We start from the raw sequence: 20,092 nt of genomic DNA on the forward strand, positions 1-20,092 counted from the left end.
ACCCTGTCGCGCCCACAGAAGGACCATTCCCATGGCCAGCAAATCGGACCGAACCAGACATTCCGGTCAGGCCGTCCCAGAAACGGCCGATATTGGCCGCGCAGCTCCCAAAACCGACATAAAGGCCGGATTCCTGGTCGCCCTCATCGCGTTGCCGTTGTGCCTGGGCATCGCGGTGGCCAGTGGATTCCCGCCCATCGCCGGTGTGCTCACGGCGATCGTCGGCGGCATTCTCGGCGGTCTTCTCGGCGGTGCGCCGCTCACCATCAAGGGACCGGCCGCCGGCCTCATCGTCATCGCCGTGGGCTCCGTGCACGACCTGGGCCAGGGCGACCTGGTCGCGGGCTACCGCCGGGCACTGGCGGTCGGCGTCGTCGCGGCGCTGCTCCAGATCGTGTTCGGCCTGGTGCGTGCGGCCGGCATCGGCGTCGCCATGTCGCCGTCGGTCGTGCACGGCATGCTCGCCGCCATCGGCGTGATCATCATCGCCAAGCAGGCGCACGTCGTGCTCGGCGTGAAGCCGCAGGCCCAGTCGAATTTCGGGCTCATCGCGGAGATCCCGCACAGCCTCGCCACGGCCAACCCGCTGATCCTGCTGATCGGCGTGCTGTCGCTGCTCATCCTGTTCGGCCTGCCGATGGTCCGGGCGCGGTGGAGCAAGGTCGTGCCCGCGCCGCTGATCGTGCTCGCGGTCGCCATCCCGGTCGGCCTGCTGCTGCACGTCGACCGCCCGCACGACTACGAACTGCTCGGCGCGCACCACCTGGGCCCGGAGTACCTGGTCCGGCTGCCCGGCTCGCTGCTCGACGCGATCACGTTCCCGGACTTCTCGCAGATCCTCAGCGGCACGTCCATCCAGTACATCGTGATGTTCGCGCTGATCGGCACCATCGAGTCGACGCTGACCGTGCTCGCGGTCGACTCCATGGACCCGTCCAAGCGCCCGTCCAACCTCAACCGCGACCTGCTCGCCATCGGCGCGGGCAACCTGACGTCGTCGTTGATCGGCGGTCTGCCGATGATCTCCGAGATCGTCCGCAGCAAGGCCAACCTGGACTCGGGCGCGAAGAGCCGCTGGTCCAACGTCACGCACGGCATCGTGCTGCTGCTGTTCGTGGCGCTCATCCCCGGCATCGTGCAGACGATCCCGCTGGCCGCGCTCGGCGCGATGCTGGTCTACACCGGCTTCCGACTGGCCTCGCCACACGAGTTCCGGCACGTCACGAAGATCGGCCTCGACCAGCTCGCGCTGTTCCTGACCACGCTGATCGTCACGCTCGCCACCGACCTGCTGGTCGGCGTCGCCTCCGGCCTGGCGCTCAAGATCGTGCTGCACCTGGTGCGCGGCGTGCCGCTGCCCGCGTTCGTGCGGCCCCGGCCGCAGGTCACCCGGGTCGGCTCGGTGCTGCGGGTGCGGATCCCGGGCGCGGCCGTGTTCCCGGCCCTGCTGCCGCTGCGGCGCGCGATCGCCAAGGCCGGTGACGACGTCACCGAGGTGATCGTCGACGTGCGGGACGCGGCCGTCGTGGACCACACGTTCCTGTCGCGTCTGGAAGAGCTGGGCAAGGAACTGCCGAACGCCACGCTCACCGTCGAGGGTCTCGACGACCTGGTCGCCTCGTCCGCGCACCCGCAGGCCACGCGGAGGCGGGCGCGATGAACCCGGTCGCCGAGCTGGTGGACCGCGCCGCGACCCTGCTCCCCGAGCAGGGTCCCTTACAGGCGTTCGTCCACCACAACACACTGCACGCGTTCGAACACCTGCCCTTCGCCGACGCGGTCGCCCGCGCGGCCGAGGTGTTCGGCACGCAGCCGTACCTGAGCGAGGCCACGTTCCACGGATTCCTGGCCGACGGCCGGATCACGCCCGCCGACATCGCGGCGGTCGTGGCCGCCGAGGTGCCCGACGACGGCGAACCGGTCGTGCCCGGCGGCCCGACCGCGCGCCGGTTCCACGAGCTGCGGCTGGGCGCCCTGGTCGAGGTGCCGCGCGGGGCCGCCCTGCGCTGGCTGCTGGACGAGACCGACGCGGTCGACGTCACCGACCCGCGGTGGGCCCGGCTGCTCACCGCCGAGCCGCCCACCGGCGCCGCCGGCACGCCCGCCGTCCGGCCGCGCGACCGCGTGCTCACCGAGACCGGGATCGACGCGGACCTGCTCACGCACCCGCTGCTGATCCGGCTCACGGCCGCGTTCCTGGACCAGGGCGTGGCCTACTGGCCGATGCCCGATCGGGAGCACGGCCTGTTCGCCGCGTTCCGGTCGCTCTACGCCGGGCCGGGCGCCGTGCTGGACCCGTTCCTGCGCGGCCTGCCCGCGTTCCTGCGCGACCGGTCGGACTGGACGGCCGAGCACGCGGTCGAGTGGGCGCTGGACGAACTGGACGTCGCGTGGTCGGACCGCGAGGCCGTCGTCACGGCGACCCTGCTGTCCCTGCGCGGCTGGGCGGGCATGGTGCGCCAGTTCGAGCACCGGCCCGACCGGGCGCCGGTCGACCCGCACCCGGCCCGGCTGGTCGACTTCCTGGCCGTGCAGCTCGTCCTCGACGTGTTCGCGCTGCGGTACGTGCGCGCCGACGTCGAACCGGAACCACTGGCGCAGCACCACCACGGCACGCTCGAACGCGCCTACGAGGCGTACGTGCTCGCCCGACGGATGGACGTGGACCTGCCCGACCACGCGCACGCGGCGACGTGGCTGGCCGTCGTCGACCGGTGCGACGACCTCGAACGCCGCCGCCTGCTGCACCTGGCGTACGAGCGGCGGCACCGGGTCGGCGTGCTCGACGGCCTGATCGCGCACCAGAACGTGGTCGAGCCGACCGGGAAGCCCGCGTTCCAGGCCGTGTTCTGCCTGGACGAGCGCGAGGAGTCGGTGCGCCGGCACCTGGAGGAGAGCTGCCCCGAGGTCGAGACGTTCGGCTTCGCGGGCTTCTTCGGCGTGGCCATGAACTACCAGGGCCTGGACGACGTGCGCGCGCGTCCGTTGTGCCCGGTCGTCGTCACGCCGACGCACCACGTCACCGAACGCGCGGTCGACGACGTCGTACCCGGCCGCCGGCTGCGCGCCGGGTGGACCAACCTGCTGTCGGTGGGCAGCCGCACGCTGGCCCGGGGCGGCCTGCTCAGCATCGCGATGGGCGCGGCGGGCCTGGCGTCCCTGGTCGGCCGCTGCCTGTTCCCCCGCGCCGCGCACCGCTGGGAGCACCGGTCGGGCCACGGCGGGCCGAAGACGCGGTTGGAGACCGACTTCTCCGTCCCGGAGATGGCCGACATCGTCGGCACGGTCGCGCGCACGGCCGGGTTCCACCGCGACCAGAGCCCGCTGGTCCTGATCATCGGGCACGGGTCGTCGAGCATGAACAACCCGCACGAGTCCGCGCACGACTGCGGTGCGACGGGCGGCGGCCGTGGTGGTCCGAACGCGCGCGCGTTCGCCATGATGGCCAACGACCCGCGCGTGCGGGAGGTGCTGGCCGAACGAGGCATCCCGATCCCGGACGGCACGTGGTTCGTCGGCGGCTACCACAACACGTGCGACGACACGATGCGCTACTACGACGAGGACCTCGTGCCCGAGTCGCACGGGGAACCGTTGCGCCAGGCCAAGGACTCCATCGCGCACGCGTGCGTGCTGGCCGCGCACGAGCGCTGCCGCCGGTTCGAGTCGACGCCGACCGACCTGGCCCTGGAGGACGCCCTGGCGCACGCCGAGGAGCACGCCGTCGACCTGGGTCAACCGCGTCCGGAGTACGGGCACGCGACCAACGCGGTGGCGATCGTCGGCCGGCGTGCCCGGACCCGGGGCCTGTACCTGGACCGGCGCGCGTTCCTGGCGTCCTACGACGTGGCGGGCGACAACGACGACGCGCTGCTCACGGCGCTGCTCGGCGCGGTCGGCCCGGTGTGCGCGGGCATCAACCTGGAGTACTACTTCAGCTTCGTCGACCCGGCGGGTTACGGCTGCGGCACGAAGCTGCCGCACAACATCACCGGGCTGCTGGGCGTGATGGACGGGCACGCGTCCGACCTGCGCACCGGGCTGCCGTGGCAGATGGTCGAGATCCACGAACCGGTGCGGCTGCTGCTGGTCGTGGAGGCGGCGCCGGACCGGCTCAACGCCATCCTGAACGGCCATGCGGTGCTCAACCGGTTGGTGGGCAACGGATGGATCCAGTTCGTGTCGTGGTGCCCGGACACCAATGCGGTGCACGTTTTCCAGGACGGCTCGTTCCAGCCTTACGCGCCGGAGCGCACCGAGTTCCCGGTCGTCACCCGGTCCGCGCAGGTCTACGCGGGCGAACGCGACCACCTCGGCTGTGCGCACGTGCTCACCGGCGCGGAGGTCCCGGTTCCGGTGGCCGCCCGGTGACCGCGTCCTCTCCCCTGGTCGTCGCGGCGCTGCTGCCCGCGGCGGTGTTCCTCGGCCTGGCGGCGGCCCTGTGGCTGGGCCGCCGCCCGTCCGAGGACCTGGTGAACCGGCTCGTGGTCGGCTCGGCGGCGGCGACCGCGCTGGCGGCTGCGCTGACCGGGCTCGGCGTGCTGTCGGGCGGCCCGGTGACGGCCCGGCTCGGCACGTGGTTCGAGGGCTTCCCGCTCGTGCTCCTGGGCGACGGGGTGTCCGTACCGCTCGCCGTGCTGGCCGCGCTGCTGTGCACGCTGGTCGGCGCGTTCTCGCGGCGCTACCTGCACCGCGACCCCGGCTACGCGCGGTTCCACCTGCTGTTGGCGCTGTTCCTGGCCGGGGTGGAACTGGTCGTGCTGGCCGGGACGCTGGACCTGCTGGTGGTGGGCTGGGAGCTGACGGGTCTGTCGTCGGCGCTGCTGATCGCGTTCTTCCACCGCCGGCGCGGCCCGGTCGCGCACGGGCTGCGCGCGTTCGTCACCTACCGGGTGTGCGACGTCGGCGTGCTCGGTGCCGCGCTGGTCGTGCACCACGACGGGCCGCCGCTCGCGGCGGGCCTGCTGCTGGTGTTCGGCTCGCTGGGCAAGGCCGCGCAGTTCCCGCTGGGCGGCTGGCTGCCGCGCGCCATGGAAGGCCCGACGCCGTCGAGCGCGATCTTCTACGGCGCGATCTCGGTCAGCCTGGGTCCGTACCTGCTGCTGCGCACCGCGCCGGAGTGGGCGGACGTGGCGGCGGTACCGGTCGTGATCACGGTCGTCGGCGCGGTCACCGCGGTGTACGCGTCGCTGGTCGGCCGGGCGCAGACGGACATCAAGAGTTCGCTGGCGTTCGCGTCGATGACGCAGGTCGGCCTGGTGTTCGTGGAGATCGGCCTGGGCTGGCACGTGCTCGCGCTGGTGCACCTGCTGTGCCACGCCACGATGCGCAGCGCGCAGATCCTGCGGTCGCCGAGCCTGCTGCACGACCACCACCACCTGGAGCAGTCCCTGGGCGGACCGGTGCCGCGCACGGGTCGGCACCTGGAACGCCTGGTGCCCGCGCCGCTGCGGCGTCGGCTGTACCGGTTCGCGCTGGAACGCGGCCACGTGGACGCCGTGCTGGTGGAACGGGTGGTCGGCGGGCTCGTGCGCGCGGTCCGGCGGATCGGCGACGCGGATGAGCGGCTCGCGGTGGACCCGGCGGTGACCCGGTGATCGCGCTCGCCCCGATCGCGGTCGTGCTGGCGCTGCTGGGCGCCGCTGCCGCCGCCGGGACGCAGGCCGACGCGCGGGCGGCCCGGCGCAAGGCCGTGTACTGGACGTCCGGTGCGGCGGCGCTCGCGATCGCCGAGCTGTTCACGTCCACTGTGGACATTCCGGTCGCGTTGGTGCACACCCGGCACGAGGCGTTGCTGTGCGCGGCGATCGCGCTGTCGGGCGTGCTGGTCGCGGCGATGGCGCCGGTGTCCACGCACCCGCCGGGGGTGTTGGCCCGCGCGCTGCTGCTGGTCGCGGTGTCGTGCGCGTTCACCGTGGTGCGGTCCGAAGTGGTCGACCTGGTGCTGCTGGCGGTGTCCGCGTGGCTGGCGTGGTCGGGGCTGCGTGGCCGACCGGGCGGCGCCGGACGGCTGTTCGCCCTGCACCAGGTGCCGAGCCTGGTGCTGGTGGCGGTCGGCGTCGCGACCGGTGTCGACGTGTTCGTGGTGCTGGGTCTGGCGATCCGGGCCGCGGCGGTGCCGGCGCACGCGTGGTTCCCCCGGTTCGTCGGCACCGCGCCGATGGGCCTGGTGGTCGCGTTCGGCACCGTCCCGCTGGGACTGGTCGTGCCCGAGTCGGCGGTCGCCACGGTCATCGGTGTCGTGACCGCGTTGTGCGGCGCGGTGTTCGCGGTCGTGCAGACCGACGGGCGCCGTTCGCTGGCGTTCCTCCTGGTGTGCGGCAACGGGATCGTGCTCGCCGGCGGTGGATGGGCGGCGGCGGTGCTCGCCGGTTCGGGCTTGGCGATGACGGTCGGCGCGCTGGCCGCGCGCCGGGACGCGTTGTCGTTCGGCACACCGGTGGGCGACCTGTCCCGCACGCCCCGGCTCGCGGTGGCCTACCTCGGTTTCGGGTTGGCACTGGCGGGTTTCCCGCTGCTGGCCGGGTTCGCGACCGCGCACCACCTGCTCGACCACGCGGCACCGGCCGCCGTGGCGTGCCTGCTGGTCGCGGTCGCCGTGGCCGGGATCGCCGTGGTGCGCGGATTCCTCGCGTTGTTCACCGGGACCTCGGCGGAGACCGGCGAGCGGGACCTGACGCCGTTGGAGAACTACGCGGTCGCCGTGACGCTGGCACTGCTCGTCTTCGGCGGCCTCCTGCCCGGGGTCGCGGTGCTGTAGGCCTTGTGCCGTGGCATGCAGGCATACCGGGTCGGCGGTACGCGCGGTGTGGCGGGCGCGGCATGTTCGGGAGCCGGGGTGGGCAGGTCGTCCACCCCGGTTTCCCGGAAGGACCGTGACGATGACCGTCCGAAGACCGCTCGGAATCCTGCTCGGCGTCCTCTTCCTGCTGACCGCCTCGGCCGGGGTCGCCTCGGCGGCCGACCGCAACTACGCGCCCGACGGCGAGGCGACCGCGTCCTCCACCTTCCCCGGCTACGCGGCGGCGAAGGTCAACGACGGCGACCCGGCGACCACGCTGGGCGCCGCGCACAGCTGGTGCAACAACGCGCTGGTCGACTACCCGCCACTGGACCCGCAGTGGGTGCAGGTCGAACTCGACCGGCCGCGCGACGTGCGCAGGATCGTCGTGTTCACCACCGACGGCTACGAACTGCGCGACTTCGACCTCCAGATCCTCTTCGAGGACGAGTCGGACTACGAGACGGTCGAGACCGTGACCGGCAACCAGGCGACGTCCGTCGAGTTCGCCGACCGCCGCCGCGACGTCGTCGGCGTCCGCGTGCTGGCCAAGCACGGACCGGACCACCAGCCCGGCCACGTGCGCGTGAACGAGATCCAGGTCTGGAACCGCTGACCGATCGGTCGTAAACACTCTTACCCAAATCGGCGGTGTGCGCCGCGAGGGCGGCACGGCAGGGTTTTCCCACCGGGGCGGACTTGCCCCGGCACCACCCTGCACTCCGAAAGGACCCCTGGTGAGCACCCCTGTGCCAAGACCACTCCGTGCCGCCCTCGCCCTCCTCGGCCTCGCCGTCGTGATCGCGCTCGCCCCGGCCGCCGTGGCCGACCCGACCGCCGGGACGCCCGGCCTCGCCGAGATCGCGTCCACGCCGACCATGTGGACGCCGCCGTCCTCGTCGTCGACGACACCGCCACCCACGTCGTCGTCCGTCCCGTCGTCGACGATGCCGCCGGTGCCCGACGAGAACATCGCCCGGGGCGGCGTCGCCCAGGCGTCGTCCACGTTCCCCGGCTACTCGGCCGCGAAGGTCAACGACGGCGACACCGCCACCACCCTCGGCGGCGACCACAGTTGGGCCAACGCCGAGGGCCGGTCGCCGACGACCAACCCCGAGTGGGTCTTCGTCCGCTGGTCCGAGCAGCGCTCCGTCGGCCGCATCGTCGTCTACACGTCCGACGGCTACCCGTTGCGCGACTTCGACGTCCAGGTGCTGCACGAGAGCGGCGGCTGGTGGGACACCGTCCGCACGTACAACTACAACACCTCCTCGAAGGTGTCCCTGTGGTTCGCGCCGCGCAAGACCGTCGGCGTCAAGATCCTGGCCAAGGTCGGACCCTCCCACCAGCCGATCTACACCCGCGTGAACGAGATCCAGGTCTTCGCCTACTGAACCCGCCTGCCGTCCGGCGGTGCCCCGGTGCCGCCGGACCAGCGGTATTCGAGCAGTCCCGGAATAAGACCCGATCGCGCGCGACAATCACCACGCACCCCACTTAATAGTATTGCGGGCGATTGACCGAACACATTCCCGCGTCTTGTTTCGAATTGGTTCGCTTGGCGCATCGCTTTTCGGGGACGGCTCGGTACGGTGAGTCGCAGGCCGCCCACCGAAAGGAGTGGAAGTGCCTGTGCCCGTTGGAAAACGCAGTGCACTCGCCCTGGTCGGCGCTGCCGCGCTGCTGCTCGTCGGCACGGCGACAGCGCCCGCACAACCCCGCCCGCACGGGATCGGCGATTGGTCGTCCTTGACCGGGGACAAAGGCGGATCGCGGTTCGCGGCAACCGAACACCGCATCACGCCGCGCACCGCCGGAAAACTCACGTTGAAGTGGGCTTTCGCCTATCCGAAGAGCCCATTCCCGGCGAAAAGCCAGCCGGCCGTCGTCGGCGGCGACATCTTCTTCGGCAGCCCCGACGGCAAGTTCCACGCCCTCGACGCGAAAACCGGCGCGAGCCGGTGGACGTTCGACCTGGCCTCCGTCGACCCGGCGCAGCCCGGCGCCGCCGTGACCGACGCGCCGGCCGTGGCCCGGGGCAAGGTCTACTTCGGCGACAGCCGCGGCTACCTCTACGCGCTCGACCAGCGCACCGGCAAGGTGCTGTGGGCCAAGGACACCGAGACGCACGCCTCCGGCATGCACACCAGCTCCCCGCTGTACCACGACGGCCGGATCTACGTCGGCGCGTCCAGCTCGGAGAACGTCACCTTCGACCCGAAGTACCCGTGCTGCACGTTCCGCGGCCACCTGGACTCGTTCGACGCCGACACCGGCGAACTGGCGTGGCGCTACTGGACCACGCCCGAGCCCAAGGAGACCGGCACCTGGCCCAACGGCGTGGCGAAGTACGAGCCCTCCGGCGCCGGCGTGTGGAGTTCGCCCGTGCTCGACGAGCGCACCGGCACCCTCTACGTCGGCACCGGCCAGCTCTACACGGGCACGACCGGCGACTTCGACTCCCTGCTCGCCCTCGACGCCAAGTCCGGCGCGGTGCGGTGGAAGCAGCAGGTGACCAAGGCCGACACGTGGCGTCTGCTGTGCGGCATCCCGGACAACGAGGGCTACTGCCCCGGCCAGAAGGACGGCACCGCGCTCGACTACGACATCGGCGCCACCCCGACGATCCTGCGCGTCAAGGGCCGCACGCTCGTCGGCGTCGGCCAGAAGAGCGGCGTGTACCACGTGTTCGACGCCAAGTCCGGTGCGGTGCAGTGGCGGCGGCAGCTTTCCGTGCCGATGCCCGGCGGCGGCCTGTCCGGCATCCAGTGGGGCAGCAGCTTCGACGGCACCCGCGTGTACGCGGCGACCAACTGGGGCAATCCCGGCGTCGTCTACGCGCTGGAGCCGACCAAGGGCGACATCGTCTGGCAGACGCCCAACCCGGCCGACGGCTGCACGAAGGGCGGCGCGGCCAAGTTCCCGACCGTGTGCAAGCTCGCGCACACCCCGGCCGTGACGACCAGTCCCGGCCTGCTCTACGAGGGCAGTGTCGACGGCAAGATGCGGGTCTACGACTCGCGCGACGGCAAGGTCCTGTGGGAGTACGACACCGTCCGCGACTTCACCGGCGTCAACGGCCTGACCGGCACCGGCAGCTCGCTGTCCGGCGGCGGCGGCGCGGTGGTGTCCAACGGGATGCTCTACGTCCAGTCCGGCTACTGGCCGGGCTACCCGAGCGACCACGGAAACGTCCTGCTCGCGTTCGGACTCTGACCGACGTCGTCGCGGAACCGGGCACCGTCCCCGTGTCCGGTTCCGCGACCCGCCCGACCGAGGAGTGTGTGATGAGAACCCCGAATCACCGGCGGTTCGGCGGCTTGGCGCTGGCACTCGTGCTGGTCGCCGCCGTGCCGGTGACGTCGCCCGCGACCGCGGCGGCACCGAAGCGGACCACCACCGACATCACCGTCACCGAGGGCACCAACCTCGCCGTCGCCGCGTCACCCCGCGACGGCACGCTCGTGTTCGACCTCCAGGGCCGGCTGTTCTCCGTGCCCGCCGCCGGCGGCACCGCGAAGCCGCTGGCCGACGACTTCCTCGACCCGTTCTGGCCGACGTTCTCCCCCGACGGCTCGACCATCGCGCTCCAGTCGTTCGCCGACGGGCGGTCCCGGATCGCCACGATCAAGGCCGACGGCACCGGCGTCCGGCAGTTGTCGGACAACCCGTTCGACGCCGTGCAGCCGGCCTGGTCGCCGGACGGGCGCAAGATCGCCTACGCCACCGGACCGGACGGCGCCAAGGACCTGTGGCAGATCGACGCCCGGACCGGCGCGATGGAACTGCTGTCCACGGACCCGGTCGACGAGAGCGCGCCGACCTACACCCCCGACGGCAGGCAGCTCACCTACCTGGCGGGCAACGAGGTCCGCAACCTGGACCTGGCGAGCCGGACGCGCACCGTCGTCATCCCGGGCGGGCAGGGCTTCCTGGCCGCGCCCTCGTGGTCGCCGGACGGCAAGCGGCTGGCCGTGCTGCGGACCGGTCAGGGCGGGCGCACGCTGTCCGTCTGGGAGAACGGCGCGCTGCGACCGGTCGCCGCGTTCGCCGACGTCTTCCCCTTCCCGGCGCGCTGGACGTCCAAGGACGAACTGGTCTACGGCGCCGACGGCAAGATCTACCGGACGAACGTCGCCTCGGGCGCGACCGTCGGCGTGCCGTTCGCCGCCACGCTGACCATCGCGCGTGACGACTACCCGCGCAAGAAGTACGACTTCGACTCGCGCGATCCGCAGCGGGTCAAGGGCATCGTGTCGCCCGCGTTGTCCCCGGACGGCAGGACCGTGGCGTTCAAGGCGCTCAACGACCTGTACCTGCTGCCGGTCGGCGGCAAGGCCAAGGCGCTCACCGACGACGACTTCTACGAGACCGACCCGGCGTGGTCGCGGGACGGCAAGCTGTTGGCGTACGCGTCGGACAAGGGCGGCAGCGTCGACCTGTACGTGCGCGACCTGGCCACGAACGCGGAGCGCCGCGTGACCTCCGGGACCGGCAGCGAGATCGGACCCGCGTTCTCGCCCGACGGGCGTCGGCTGGCCTACCAGGACAACAACGCGCAGACCTGGACGGTCGACCTCGCGTCCGGCATGCAGACCCGCGTACTCGGGCCGCAGAACGCGCCCGGTCGCGTGAGCTGGTCCGGCGACGGCACCGCGCTGGTCCAGGCCGTGTCGGTGAACAACGCCAACCACATCCTCGTGCTGGACGTGGCGTCCGGCGCGCAGCAGACCTTCTCCCCCGGCACGTCGATCTCCACGCGCGGCGACGACGGTCCGGTGATCTCGCCGGACGGCCGGTGGACCGTGTTCTCCCAGGACGGCGTCCTGTGGGTCACCGCGACCGCGCCCAACGGCCGGCCGACCGGTGCGTCGCGCCGGTTGACCACCGAGGCGAGCGACGCGCCGACCTGGGCGGGCGACTCGAACACCGTGCTGTACCTGAACAACGGCCGGCTCAAGACCGTGACGCTGGCCGGTCGGACCACCGACGTCCCGCAGGACCTCACGTTCCAGCGCGACAACCAAACCGGTCGCAAGGTGATCCACGCCGGGAAGCTGTGGGACGGGCGCGACCCCACGCCACGCGAGAACGTGGACATCGTCGTCGTCGACGGCCGGATCGTGGCGATCGAACCGCACCGCGACCGTCCCCGACGCGCCGGGTGGACCTACGTCGACGCCTCCAAGTACACGGTCACGCCCGGCCTGATCGACATGCACAACCACCAGCAGATCAAGGCCAAGTCGTTCGGCGACCGGCAGGGCCGGCTGCTGCTGTCCTACGGCATCACCACGACCCGGTCCACCGGCGACCCGGCCTACCGGTCGGTCGAGGACCGCGAGGCCCTGGACTCCGGCGCCCGCCTGGGCCCGCGCCTGTTCGCGACCGGCGAGATGCTCGAAGGCCCGCAGGTCGGCTGGGACTTCGCCCGCCCGGTGCGCACCGAGCAGCAGTTGGAGCTGGAGTGGACCCGGGTGCGCGAACTCGGGTACGACCTGGTCAAGACCTACGAGACGTTCCCGGTCAAGTGGCAGGCGGCCGTGGCGCGCAAGGCGCACAAGCTCGGCGTGCCGACCACGTCGCACTACCTGTACCCGGCCGTCGGCCACGGCGTCGACATGAAGGAGCACATCGCGGGCCCGTCCAAGTGGGGCTTCGGGTTCGCCCGCGACTCGTCGCTCGGCGGCCCGTACCAGGACGTGCTCCAGCTTGCCGGGCAGAGCAAGATGCCGTTCAGCACCACCATCTTCGCGGCGAGTTCGCTGCTGGCCGACGACCCGGGTCTGGTCACCGACCCGCGGGTGCGGGCCCTGTTCACGCCGCAGGACAAGCAGGTGCTCAACGCCAAGCTGCTGTGCGCGCAGGGGCGCGGCCCGTGCGGGTTCCTCGACGGCAACGCCGAGCAGGCCCGGCGGCAGGTGCAGGTGGTCAAGAAGATCGTCGACGCGGGCGGGGTGATCCTGGCGGGCACGGACGCGCCGCTGGACACCACGGCGCTGGCACTGCACCTGAACCTGCGGGCGCTGGCGAAGTACGGGCTGAGCCCGTTCCAGGCGTTCCAGTCCGCGACCCTGCTGTCCGCGCGGCAGTTGGGCGTGGAGGCCGACCTGGGCAGCGTCGAGGTGGGCAAGCTGGCCGACCTGTCGTTCGTCGAGGGCGACCCGTCGAAGGACGTCGGGGTGTTGGCGAACGTGCGGTCGGTGCTCAAGCACGGCCGCCTGTTCACCGTCGACGAGCTGCTCGGACCGTTCCGCGGCTAGACCACGACGGGAGGCGTTGCGGCACGCCTCCCGTCCTTCCGAAAGACGGGTCGGTGCCCGTCGGCCGAGTGGCCGACGGCACCGACCCGCGTAGGCTCGACGGCGTGAGCGAGCACCCGGAGCACGGCGAAGGCGGCAAGTACTCGGTCAAGGGCAAGGAGTTCACCCGCGACAGCCGGTACATCACCACCAGGGTGACCGAGGACGGCGCGGAGGGTTACCCGGTCGAACCGGGCCGTTACCGCCTGATCGCGGCGCGCGCGTGCCCGTGGGCGAACCGCACGATCATCGTCCGGCGCCTGCTCGGCCTGGAGGACGTGCTGTCGCTGGGGTTGCCGGGGCCGACCCACGACGCCCGCTCGTGGACGTTCGACCTGGACCCCGGCGGGAAGGACCCGGTGCTGGGCATCTCCCGACTCCAGGAGGCGTACTTCAAGCGGCAGCCGGACTACCCCCGGGGCATCACGGTGCCCGCGATCGTGGACACGACCACGGGCGCGGTGGCCACCAACGACTTCGCGCAGATCACCCTGGACTTCTCCACGGAATGGCGGGACCACCACCGCGAAGGTGCCCCGGACCTGCTGCCGGCCGCGCACCGCGCCGAGATCGACGAGGTGAACCGGAGGGTGTTCACCGAGGTCAACAACGGCGTGTACCGCTGCGGCTTCGCCGGGAGCCAGGAGGCGTACGACGAAGCGTACGGTCGGCTGTGGACCGCGCTCGACTGGCTGGAGGAACGGCTGACCGGTCGGCGCTACCTGGTGGGCGACACGATCACCGAGGCGGACGTGCGGCTGTTCACCACGCTGGTCCGCTTCGACCCGGTGTACCACGGCCACTTCAAGTGCAACCGCGACCGGCTCAGCGGGATGCCCGCGTTGTGGGGCTACGCCCGCGACCTGTTCCAGACCCCCGGGTTCGGCGACACGGTCGACTTCGCGCAGATCAAAGAGCACTACTACGTGGTGCACCGGGACATCAACCCGACCGGCATCGTGCCGCAGGGGCCGGACCTGTCGGACTGGACGAGCCCGCACGGCCGCGAGGCGCTGGGCGGCAGCCCCTTCGGCACCGGCACGCCACCGGGTCCCGTGCGCGAGTCGGAACGGGTCGACCCGGCCCACACCCCGCTGCGCTGAGATCTCCCGGGCTGAGATCTCCTGGGTTGACGCCCGCCGCTCAGCCGGCGTCCTCGGCGGTGCCGTACTCGTCGTGGCGGCGCCACCACCGGTACGGCGGCTCCTGCGGGTAGCCCGCCGGCGAGTCCTCCCACTCCTCCTGGCGGCCGAGCGGGGTGAGGTCGAGCAGGCTCCAGACGGTGCCGATCTGCTCCGCCGCGCGCCCGTTGGTGAAGTAGGTGCGGTGGACCGCGTCGCCCTCGCGGATGAAGACGTTGAGCCCGAAGTACTCCTCGACGCCGAAGTCCGCCGAGAAGTCGTCGAGCGTCGTGTACCAGGGCACACCGGCCCAGCCCATCCAGGCGCGGTACCGCGCGATGTCGGCCTGCGGAGCCGCGGAGACCAGCACGAACGTGACATCACGGGCGTTGAGGTGCGCGAGGTGGCCGAGGTTGTCGGTGAACAGCGCGCAGCCACTGCACCCGCCCGCGGGCCAGTCGGCGACCCCCGGCTCGAAGAAATGCCGGTAGACGATGAGCTGACGCCGTCCCTCGAACAGGTCCGGCAGACCCACACGTCCCCGCGGTCCCTCGAAGGCGTACTCCTTCCCGACCCGGACCCACGGCAGCCGACGACGCTCGGCGGCCAACGCGTCCTTGGCCCGGGTGTGCTCCTTCTCCTTGCGCAGGAGCACTTCCCGGGCGGCGTCCCACTCCTCGACGGACACGACGGGCGGCGTCCACACGCGACCACTCCTTCCCCTCGGGAACGACCCGCGCGGGCCTACTGCGCAATTCCGTACCCGTGCCGTCGCCGCGCAAACTCCCGCACAATGGCGTCGTGCTGCTGACCCGTCTCGAACGCTTCAACCGGCGACACCCCTGGAGCCACAACGACCACTACGGCCCGTGGGTCGCCCGTCGGGTGGCCGCGTCCGGCGCGCGGCACGTGCTCGACGTCGGCTGCGGCACGGGCAACCTCGTCGCCCGGCTACGCCACCGGGCCACCACGGTCACCGGGCTCGAACCCGACCCCGCGACCGCGCGCGTGGCGGCGGAACGCTTCGCCGGCCGGTCCGGGATCACCGTCGAGCGAGCCGACTTCGCCGCGCGCGACCGGCAGCGGCGGTGGGACGCCATCACGCTCGTCGCGGTCCTGCACCACCTCCCGCTCGAACCGACCCTGCGTGAACTGCGGGACAGCCTCACGCCGGGCGGACGGCTCGTGGTCGTCGGCTGCTACCGCGACGACAGGTCCCCGCGACTGCTCGTGGACCTGCCCGCCGTCCTCGCCAACCCCGTCGTGGGATTGCTCAGACACCCCGCCTGCGCCGACGCACCGCCGCCACACATGACGGCGCCGACCGCGGTCGCGTCCGAGACCCTGGCCGAGATCCGGGCCGCGGCCGGGCGGGAGCTGCCGGGTGCCCGGATCCGACGTCGCCTGTTCTGGCGCTACACGCTCGTCTACGACGCTCCCCCCGGACGCCGGGACTGAATCACCCGGAACTCGCCGTGCTCGCCGAGGACCACGACGTCGGCCGCCTCCTCGACCCGTTCGGCGGCGAAGTACCGGTCCTCGGCGGGCATCCACTCGTCGACCCACCGCGACCGCGCGGCCTCGCCGTCCCGGGCCAGGCCCCGGCTCAACCGCACCTCGGGCGAGGCCCGGCAGAACACGGTCGTGGTGCAAAAGCCCCGTACCGCCGAAGACGTGCTGTACACCCCTTCGACGACCAACGGCACGTCACCGGGCAACTGCACCCAGTCGGCCAACCGGTCGTCGGGCCAGTCGTAACGGCGGTACCGCGTCGTTTTCCCGACCGCCGCGGGCTCGAACACCTCGACCCGCAGCCGAGCCAGGTCGTAGCCGTTCCCCACCCGCTCCGCCGAGGGCAGGTGGAAGTCGTCGGTGTGCACGACCACGGCGCCCAGCTCGGCGGCCAGTGCCGCGGCCAACGTCGACTTCCCCGCGGCACCCGGCCCGTCGATCCCCACCACGACCCGTCCCCCGGCTTGTGCCGCCCACGCGGCCAACCACTCCACAGTCCCCATTCCCCCGACCTTAGGCACGCGGAGGATGATGGGTGGCGTGGAGTCCACCCGAGTAGACCGCTGGCTGTGGGCGGTCCGCCTGACCAAGACCCGGCCCGACGCCGCGGCGGCCTGCCGGGCCGGGCACGTCCGCATCAACGACCGCCCGGCCAAGCCCGCGAGCACCGTGGTGCCCGGCGACCAGGTCCGGGCGCGGGTCGGCGACACCACGAGGATCGTCGAGGTCGTCCGGGTGATCCAGAAGCGCGTCGGTGCCGCCGACGCGGTGACGTGCTTCCTGGACCGGACCCCGAAGCCACCGCCCGAGGTCCCGGTGGCCAAGCGCGACCGGGGTGCCGGGCGTCCGACCAAACGGGAACGACGTGAGCTGGACCGCTTCCGGACGCGATGACACCCGCCGTTCACCGCCTTCGGCTTGACTGGGCAGGACCGCCCGAGAGAGGAGTCGTCCGTGGACGCCCGAGGTGACCGCATCGTCGAGGTGCTGCGCGACGCGTTCGCGGACCTGATGTCCGCCGACCCCGGCGCGTTCCGGCACAAGTTCCGCAAGATGGCCGCCGACCCGTTCGCGTTCTACCGGGGCAGCGCGTGCCTGTTCTACGCGGACATGGCGGACGAACCGGACGACTGGACCGACGAGCGCACGTCCCGGATCTGGGTGCAGGGCGACCTGCACGCGCAGAACTTCGGCACGTACATGGACTCCGAGGGCACGCTGGTGTTCGACGTCAACGACTTCGACGAGGCGTACCTGGGTTCGTACACCTGGGACCTGCGCCGGTTCGTGGCGAGCCTGGCACTGCTGGGCTGGCACAAGGCTTTCCCGGACGACACGATCGCCCACCTGGTCCGGACGTACGTGAAGGCGTATGTCGCACAGGTGCGCAAGTTCGCCGAACACCCCGGCGACGAACTGTTCAGCCTGCGCCTGGACAACACGACCGGCCTCCTGCACCGGGTGCTGTGCCGGGCGCGGCTGGCCAGACGCGTGGACCTGCTCGCGGAGAAGACCACGATCGTCGACCACGACCGCCGTTTCCGCCTGGACCGCAGCGGCACGCACGAACTGGACGCCGCCACCCGGGACCGGGTGCGGGACGCGTTCGATCGCTACCTGGACACCATCCCGAGCGGGAAGCGGTCGACGCGCAGCCTGAGCTACGCGGTGAAGGACATGGTGGGACGCAGCGGTTTCGGCATCGGGTCGGCGGGGCTGCACGCGTACAACGTGCTGGTGGAAGGTCGGACCCAGGCGTTGGAGAACGACGTCGTGCTGTCGATGAAGCAGGCGAACGTCGCCGCGCCGAGCCGGATCGTCCACGACGACCGGATCCGGTCGTACTTCACCGACCACGGCCACCGCACGGCCGTCTCGCAACGCGCGCTCCAGGCCCACTCCGACCCGTGGCTGGGGCACACGAGCATCGACGGCGTGGGCTACGTGGTCGCCGAACTCTCCCCGTACGAGGCCGACCTGGACTGGTCGGACCTCACGGAACCGGCGGACATGCTCCCGGTCCTGGAGCACCTGGGCCACGCGACCGCGAAGATGCACTGCGTGTCCGACGAGGACTCCGACCAGACCCTCGTGGACTTCCAGTGCGAGGAGGCCATCGCGGCGGTCGTCGGCGGCCGGGACGAGGAGTTCACCGAGGACCTGGTCGCCTTCGCGCACCGGTACGCCGCCCGCACCCGCACCGACCACAGCCTGTTCGTGGACGCCTTCCGCTCGGGCCACATCAACGGGCTGAGCGCGACGGCCCACTGATCAGCACGAGACCGGCGGCGCCGGCTCGACGGGTTCCCCGGGCAGCGCGACCGCGTAGGCACGGCCGGCGATCACGACGACCTCGCGATCGTCCCGGTCCGGATCGACCGCGACCAGTCGGGCCGCGACGAAGGTCCCCTTGTCCGGCACGGGAAGTCCCAGGCTCCGGGCGACACGTGGCGACTCGTTCTGGTGGCCGAGCACCACGATGCCCTCCGGCGCCAACTGCCGCCGCGCCTCACGGACCCGCTTGAGCCCGTCCGCCTGCCGGGCGACGGTCACCGCGGCCGTACGCGGGATCAGTCGACCACGCACCCGCCGGAACAGTTCGTTGACGCGCTGCTGTCCGGAGCCCTGCCCCATGATCGCGTCGACGTCCGGCCGGGCGAGGGCGAGTAGCAGGTTCTCCGGCAGCGGTGCCCGCTCGGCCAGCCACACGATCCGCGACCGCGCCGCCGCCGTGATGGTCGTCTTCTGGTCCTTGTTCCGTCCCTTGTTGAGCACGTCCTCGGTGATGCGCAGGACACCGACGTCGAAGGTGCCCTTGCGGTCGACCGCGGCCGACAGGAGGCAGAGGTGCCCGAGCGCCTCGGTCGGTATCGACCACGTACCGCGCACCGAGAACTTCGAGTCCAGGTCGTGCCCGGCGACGCGGTAGTCCATGCGCGTGCCCCGGTCGAGGGCGAACGCGTGCCGGATGATGATCTCGACCTTGGTCCCCAGGTAGGTCTTCTCGGTCTTCTCCAGCAGGTCGACGTCGTACCTGCCGGTGCGCTGACCGTCCAGGACCTCGTCGAGCGACTGCCGCAGGACCTCGCCGAACGTGGCGACCATGCCGGGCACCGACCGGAACCACGCGACGACGGCTTCCAGCCCCGGATCCGTCCCGCCGCCCGGCGGCACGGCGTCCTCCGAGGGATCGAGGGCGAACAGTGCGGTGTCGTCGGTCACCTCATGACGGTATCCGCCGCGGTGTCGTGCCCGGTGTGCGTCGCGCCGACTGTCGGACCCACCCTCTAAACTCCGCTGCCATGTCCTCCTCTCCCTCGCTGCCGTCCGGCCGGGTGCACATGGTCGACCTGTTCGCCGGACCGGGTGGGCTGGACGTCGCGGCGCACTGGCTGGGCCTGTCGGTGCACGGCGTGGAGTGGGATCGCAACGCGTGTGCGACGCGGACCGCCGCCGGCCTGGCCACGCGACCGGACGACGTGCGCGCGTTCGGCCCGGCGGACTTCCCCGAGGCCACGATGCTCGCGGGCGGGCCGCCGTGCCAGACCTACACGGTCGCCGGCGGCGGCGCCGGGCGACGTGCGCTCGACCAGGTCCTCGGCTTCGTCAAGCGGATGGCCGCCGGGGACGACCGGGTCGCGGACGACCTGGCCAAGCTCGACGACGAACGCACCGGCCTGGTGCTGGAGCCGTTGCGCTGGGCGTTGGCGGCCGACCGGCTGGGCCGGCCGTTCGAGGCGATCGTGCTCGAGCAGGTCCCGGCCGTCCTGCCGGTGTGGGAAGCCATGAAGGAGGCGCTGGAGGGCATCGGCTACCGGGCCGTCTGCGGCATCCTGAACACCGAGGAGTTCGGCGTTCCCCAGACCCGCCGGCGCGCGATCCTGATCGCCCGCCGCGACCGGCAGCCCGAACTGCCCCGGCCCACCCACCACGGTTACCGCAAGGGGATCCCCCGCACCGCCACCACCGACCTGCGTCCCTGGGAGACCATGGGCAGCGCGCTGCGGCGTGACCACCCGTTCGTCGTGATCTCCAACTACGGCACAGGCGGTGACCCGAAAGCGCGCGGGCGTCGGACGTCCGACGAACCTTCCGCGACGGTGACGGGCAAGGTCTCGCGCAACCGGCTGGTGTCGCCCGACGGCGCCGAGCTGCCCCGGTTCACCCTCGGCGAGGCCGGGCGCCTCCAGACGTTCCCGGTGGACTACCCGTGGTCGGGTGGTGACATCGCGCAGCAGATCGGCAACGCCATCCCGCCGCGGCTGGCCGCACACGTGCTCGCGGCCGCGCTGGGTCGCACGCTCGACCCGGCCGCGCTGGACGCCGCGATCGAGGGCAGCTGGTCGCGGACCCGCGACAGCGCACCACTGGCCTGA

The 20,092-nt window shown here is 71.9% G+C and carries 16 protein-coding genes; 13 read left to right on the plus strand and 3 right to left on the minus strand.

Features of this window, described 5'->3' with window-relative positions; all coding sequences use genetic code 11:
• The first annotated feature begins 31 nt into the window (after positions 1 to 31).
• The 9 genes from F4559_RS22740 (at position 32) to F4559_RS22780 (ending at position 14,186) form a co-directional block, all read left to right on the plus strand.
• Positions 32 to 1,660 (plus strand): SulP family inorganic anion transporter, encoded by a 1,629-nt coding sequence (locus tag F4559_RS22740; protein ID WP_184671796.1) that lies wholly within the window; start codon positions 32 to 34, stop codon positions 1,658 to 1,660.
• Positions 1,657 to 4,371 (plus strand): YbcC family protein, encoded by a 2,715-nt coding sequence (locus F4559_RS22745; RefSeq protein WP_184671798.1) that lies wholly within the window; start codon positions 1,657 to 1,659, stop codon positions 4,369 to 4,371. Before F4559_RS22740 ends, F4559_RS22745 begins: the two co-directional genes overlap by 4 nt.
• Positions 4,368 to 5,597, plus strand: coding sequence for a proton-conducting transporter transmembrane domain-containing protein (locus F4559_RS22750; RefSeq protein WP_312865778.1), 1,230 nt, complete (start codon positions 4,368 to 4,370; stop codon positions 5,595 to 5,597). The genes F4559_RS22745 and F4559_RS22750 overlap by 4 nt, the downstream gene beginning before the upstream one ends.
• Complete coding sequence (locus F4559_RS22755; protein ID WP_184671800.1) at positions 5,594 to 6,760, plus strand: hypothetical protein; 1,167 nt, start codon at positions 5,594 to 5,596, stop codon at positions 6,758 to 6,760. Before F4559_RS22750 ends, F4559_RS22755 begins: the two co-directional genes overlap by 4 nt.
• Positions 6,761 to 6,881: 121 nt before the next feature.
• A complete protein-coding gene (locus tag F4559_RS22760) occupies positions 6,882 to 7,397 on the plus strand; it encodes a discoidin domain-containing protein (protein ID WP_184671802.1) in 516 nt (171 codons plus the stop codon).
• Positions 7,398 to 7,518: 121 nt separating this feature from the next.
• The gene (locus tag F4559_RS22765; RefSeq protein WP_184671804.1) at positions 7,519 to 8,175 is read left to right on the plus strand and encodes a hypothetical protein; all 657 of its coding nucleotides are present in this window, start codon (positions 7,519 to 7,521) and stop codon (positions 8,173 to 8,175) included.
• 232 nt (positions 8,176 to 8,407) lie between these two features.
• Entirely contained in the window at positions 8,408 to 9,997 is a 1,590-nt protein-coding gene (locus F4559_RS22770) for an outer membrane protein assembly factor BamB family protein (RefSeq protein WP_312865779.1), read from the plus strand.
• A 71-nt stretch (positions 9,998 to 10,068) separates the two neighbouring features.
• On the plus strand, positions 10,069 to 13,044 hold the full coding sequence (locus tag F4559_RS22775) for an amidohydrolase family protein (protein WP_184671806.1): 2,976 nt from the start codon (positions 10,069 to 10,071) through the stop codon (positions 13,042 to 13,044).
• Between the two features lie 104 nt (positions 13,045 to 13,148).
• Entirely contained in the window at positions 13,149 to 14,186 is a 1,038-nt protein-coding gene (locus F4559_RS22780; protein WP_184671808.1) for a glutathione S-transferase family protein, read from the plus strand.
• Between the two features lie 40 nt (positions 14,187 to 14,226).
• Here the strand turns inward: F4559_RS22780 and F4559_RS22785 are convergent, their stop codons facing one another.
• On the minus strand, positions 14,227 to 14,910 hold the full coding sequence (locus F4559_RS22785) for a DUF899 domain-containing protein (RefSeq protein ID WP_184671811.1): 684 nt from the start codon (positions 14,908 to 14,910) through the stop codon (positions 14,227 to 14,229).
• 95 nt (positions 14,911 to 15,005) lie between these two features.
• Between F4559_RS22785 and F4559_RS22790 the strand changes: the two genes are divergently transcribed.
• A complete protein-coding gene (locus F4559_RS22790; RefSeq protein ID WP_221447349.1) occupies positions 15,006 to 15,662 on the plus strand; it encodes a class I SAM-dependent methyltransferase in 657 nt (218 codons plus the stop codon).
• Here F4559_RS22790 and F4559_RS22795 read toward each other — a convergent pair.
• The gene (locus F4559_RS22795) at positions 15,632 to 16,219 is read right to left on the minus strand and encodes a uridine kinase family protein (RefSeq protein WP_184671815.1); all 588 of its coding nucleotides are present in this window, start codon (positions 16,217 to 16,219) and stop codon (positions 15,632 to 15,634) included. The genes F4559_RS22790 and F4559_RS22795 overlap by 31 nt on opposite strands.
• 37 nt (positions 16,220 to 16,256) lie before the next feature.
• On the opposite strand from F4559_RS22795, the gene F4559_RS22800 reads away from it, so the two are divergent.
• Together F4559_RS22800 and F4559_RS22805 are read left to right on the plus strand one after the other, a co-directional pair.
• Entirely contained in the window at positions 16,257 to 16,610 is a 354-nt protein-coding gene (locus F4559_RS22800; protein ID WP_312865780.1) for an RNA-binding S4 domain-containing protein, read from the plus strand.
• 117 nt (positions 16,611 to 16,727) lie between these two features.
• On the plus strand, positions 16,728 to 17,987 hold the full coding sequence (locus tag F4559_RS22805; protein ID WP_184676117.1) for a DUF2252 domain-containing protein: 1,260 nt from the start codon (positions 16,728 to 16,730) through the stop codon (positions 17,985 to 17,987).
• Here the strand turns inward: F4559_RS22805 and F4559_RS22810 are convergent, their stop codons facing one another.
• Positions 17,988 to 18,938: a NaeI family type II restriction endonuclease gene (locus F4559_RS22810; protein WP_184671819.1), complete on the minus strand. Its 951-nt coding sequence runs from the start codon at positions 18,936 to 18,938 to the stop codon at positions 17,988 to 17,990.
• 80 nt (positions 18,939 to 19,018) lie between these two features.
• Between F4559_RS22810 and F4559_RS22815 the strand changes: the two genes are divergently transcribed.
• Complete coding sequence (locus F4559_RS22815; protein ID WP_184671821.1) at positions 19,019 to 20,092, plus strand: DNA cytosine methyltransferase; 1,074 nt, start codon at positions 19,019 to 19,021, stop codon at positions 20,090 to 20,092.

It is taken from the genome of Saccharothrix violaceirubra (assembly GCF_014203755.1).
GTDB lineage: Bacteria > Actinomycetota > Actinomycetes > Mycobacteriales > Pseudonocardiaceae > Actinosynnema > Actinosynnema violaceirubrum.

What these genes read in the sequence shown, in the direction of transcription:
- F4559_RS22775 (WP_184671806.1), top strand. Translation starts at nt 10,069, where the DNA reads ATGAGAACCCCGAATCACCGGCGGTTCGGCGGCTTGGCGCTGGCACTC.
- F4559_RS22815 (WP_184671821.1), top strand. Translation starts at nt 19,019, where the DNA reads ATGTCCTCCTCTCCCTCGCTGCCGTCCGGCCGGGTGCACATGGTCGAC.
- F4559_RS22795 (WP_184671815.1), bottom strand. Translation starts at nt 16,219, where the DNA reads ATGGGGACTGTGGAGTGGTTGGCCGCGTGGGCGGCACAAGCCGGGGGA.
- F4559_RS22740 (WP_184671796.1), top strand. Translation starts at nt 32, where the DNA reads ATGGCCAGCAAATCGGACCGAACCAGACATTCCGGTCAGGCCGTCCCA.
- F4559_RS22760 (WP_184671802.1), top strand. Translation starts at nt 6,882, where the DNA reads ATGACCGTCCGAAGACCGCTCGGAATCCTGCTCGGCGTCCTCTTCCTG.
- F4559_RS22805 (WP_184676117.1), top strand. Translation starts at nt 16,728, where the DNA reads ATGTCCGCCGACCCCGGCGCGTTCCGGCACAAGTTCCGCAAGATGGCC.
- F4559_RS22745 (WP_184671798.1), top strand. Translation starts at nt 1,657, where the DNA reads ATGAACCCGGTCGCCGAGCTGGTGGACCGCGCCGCGACCCTGCTCCCC.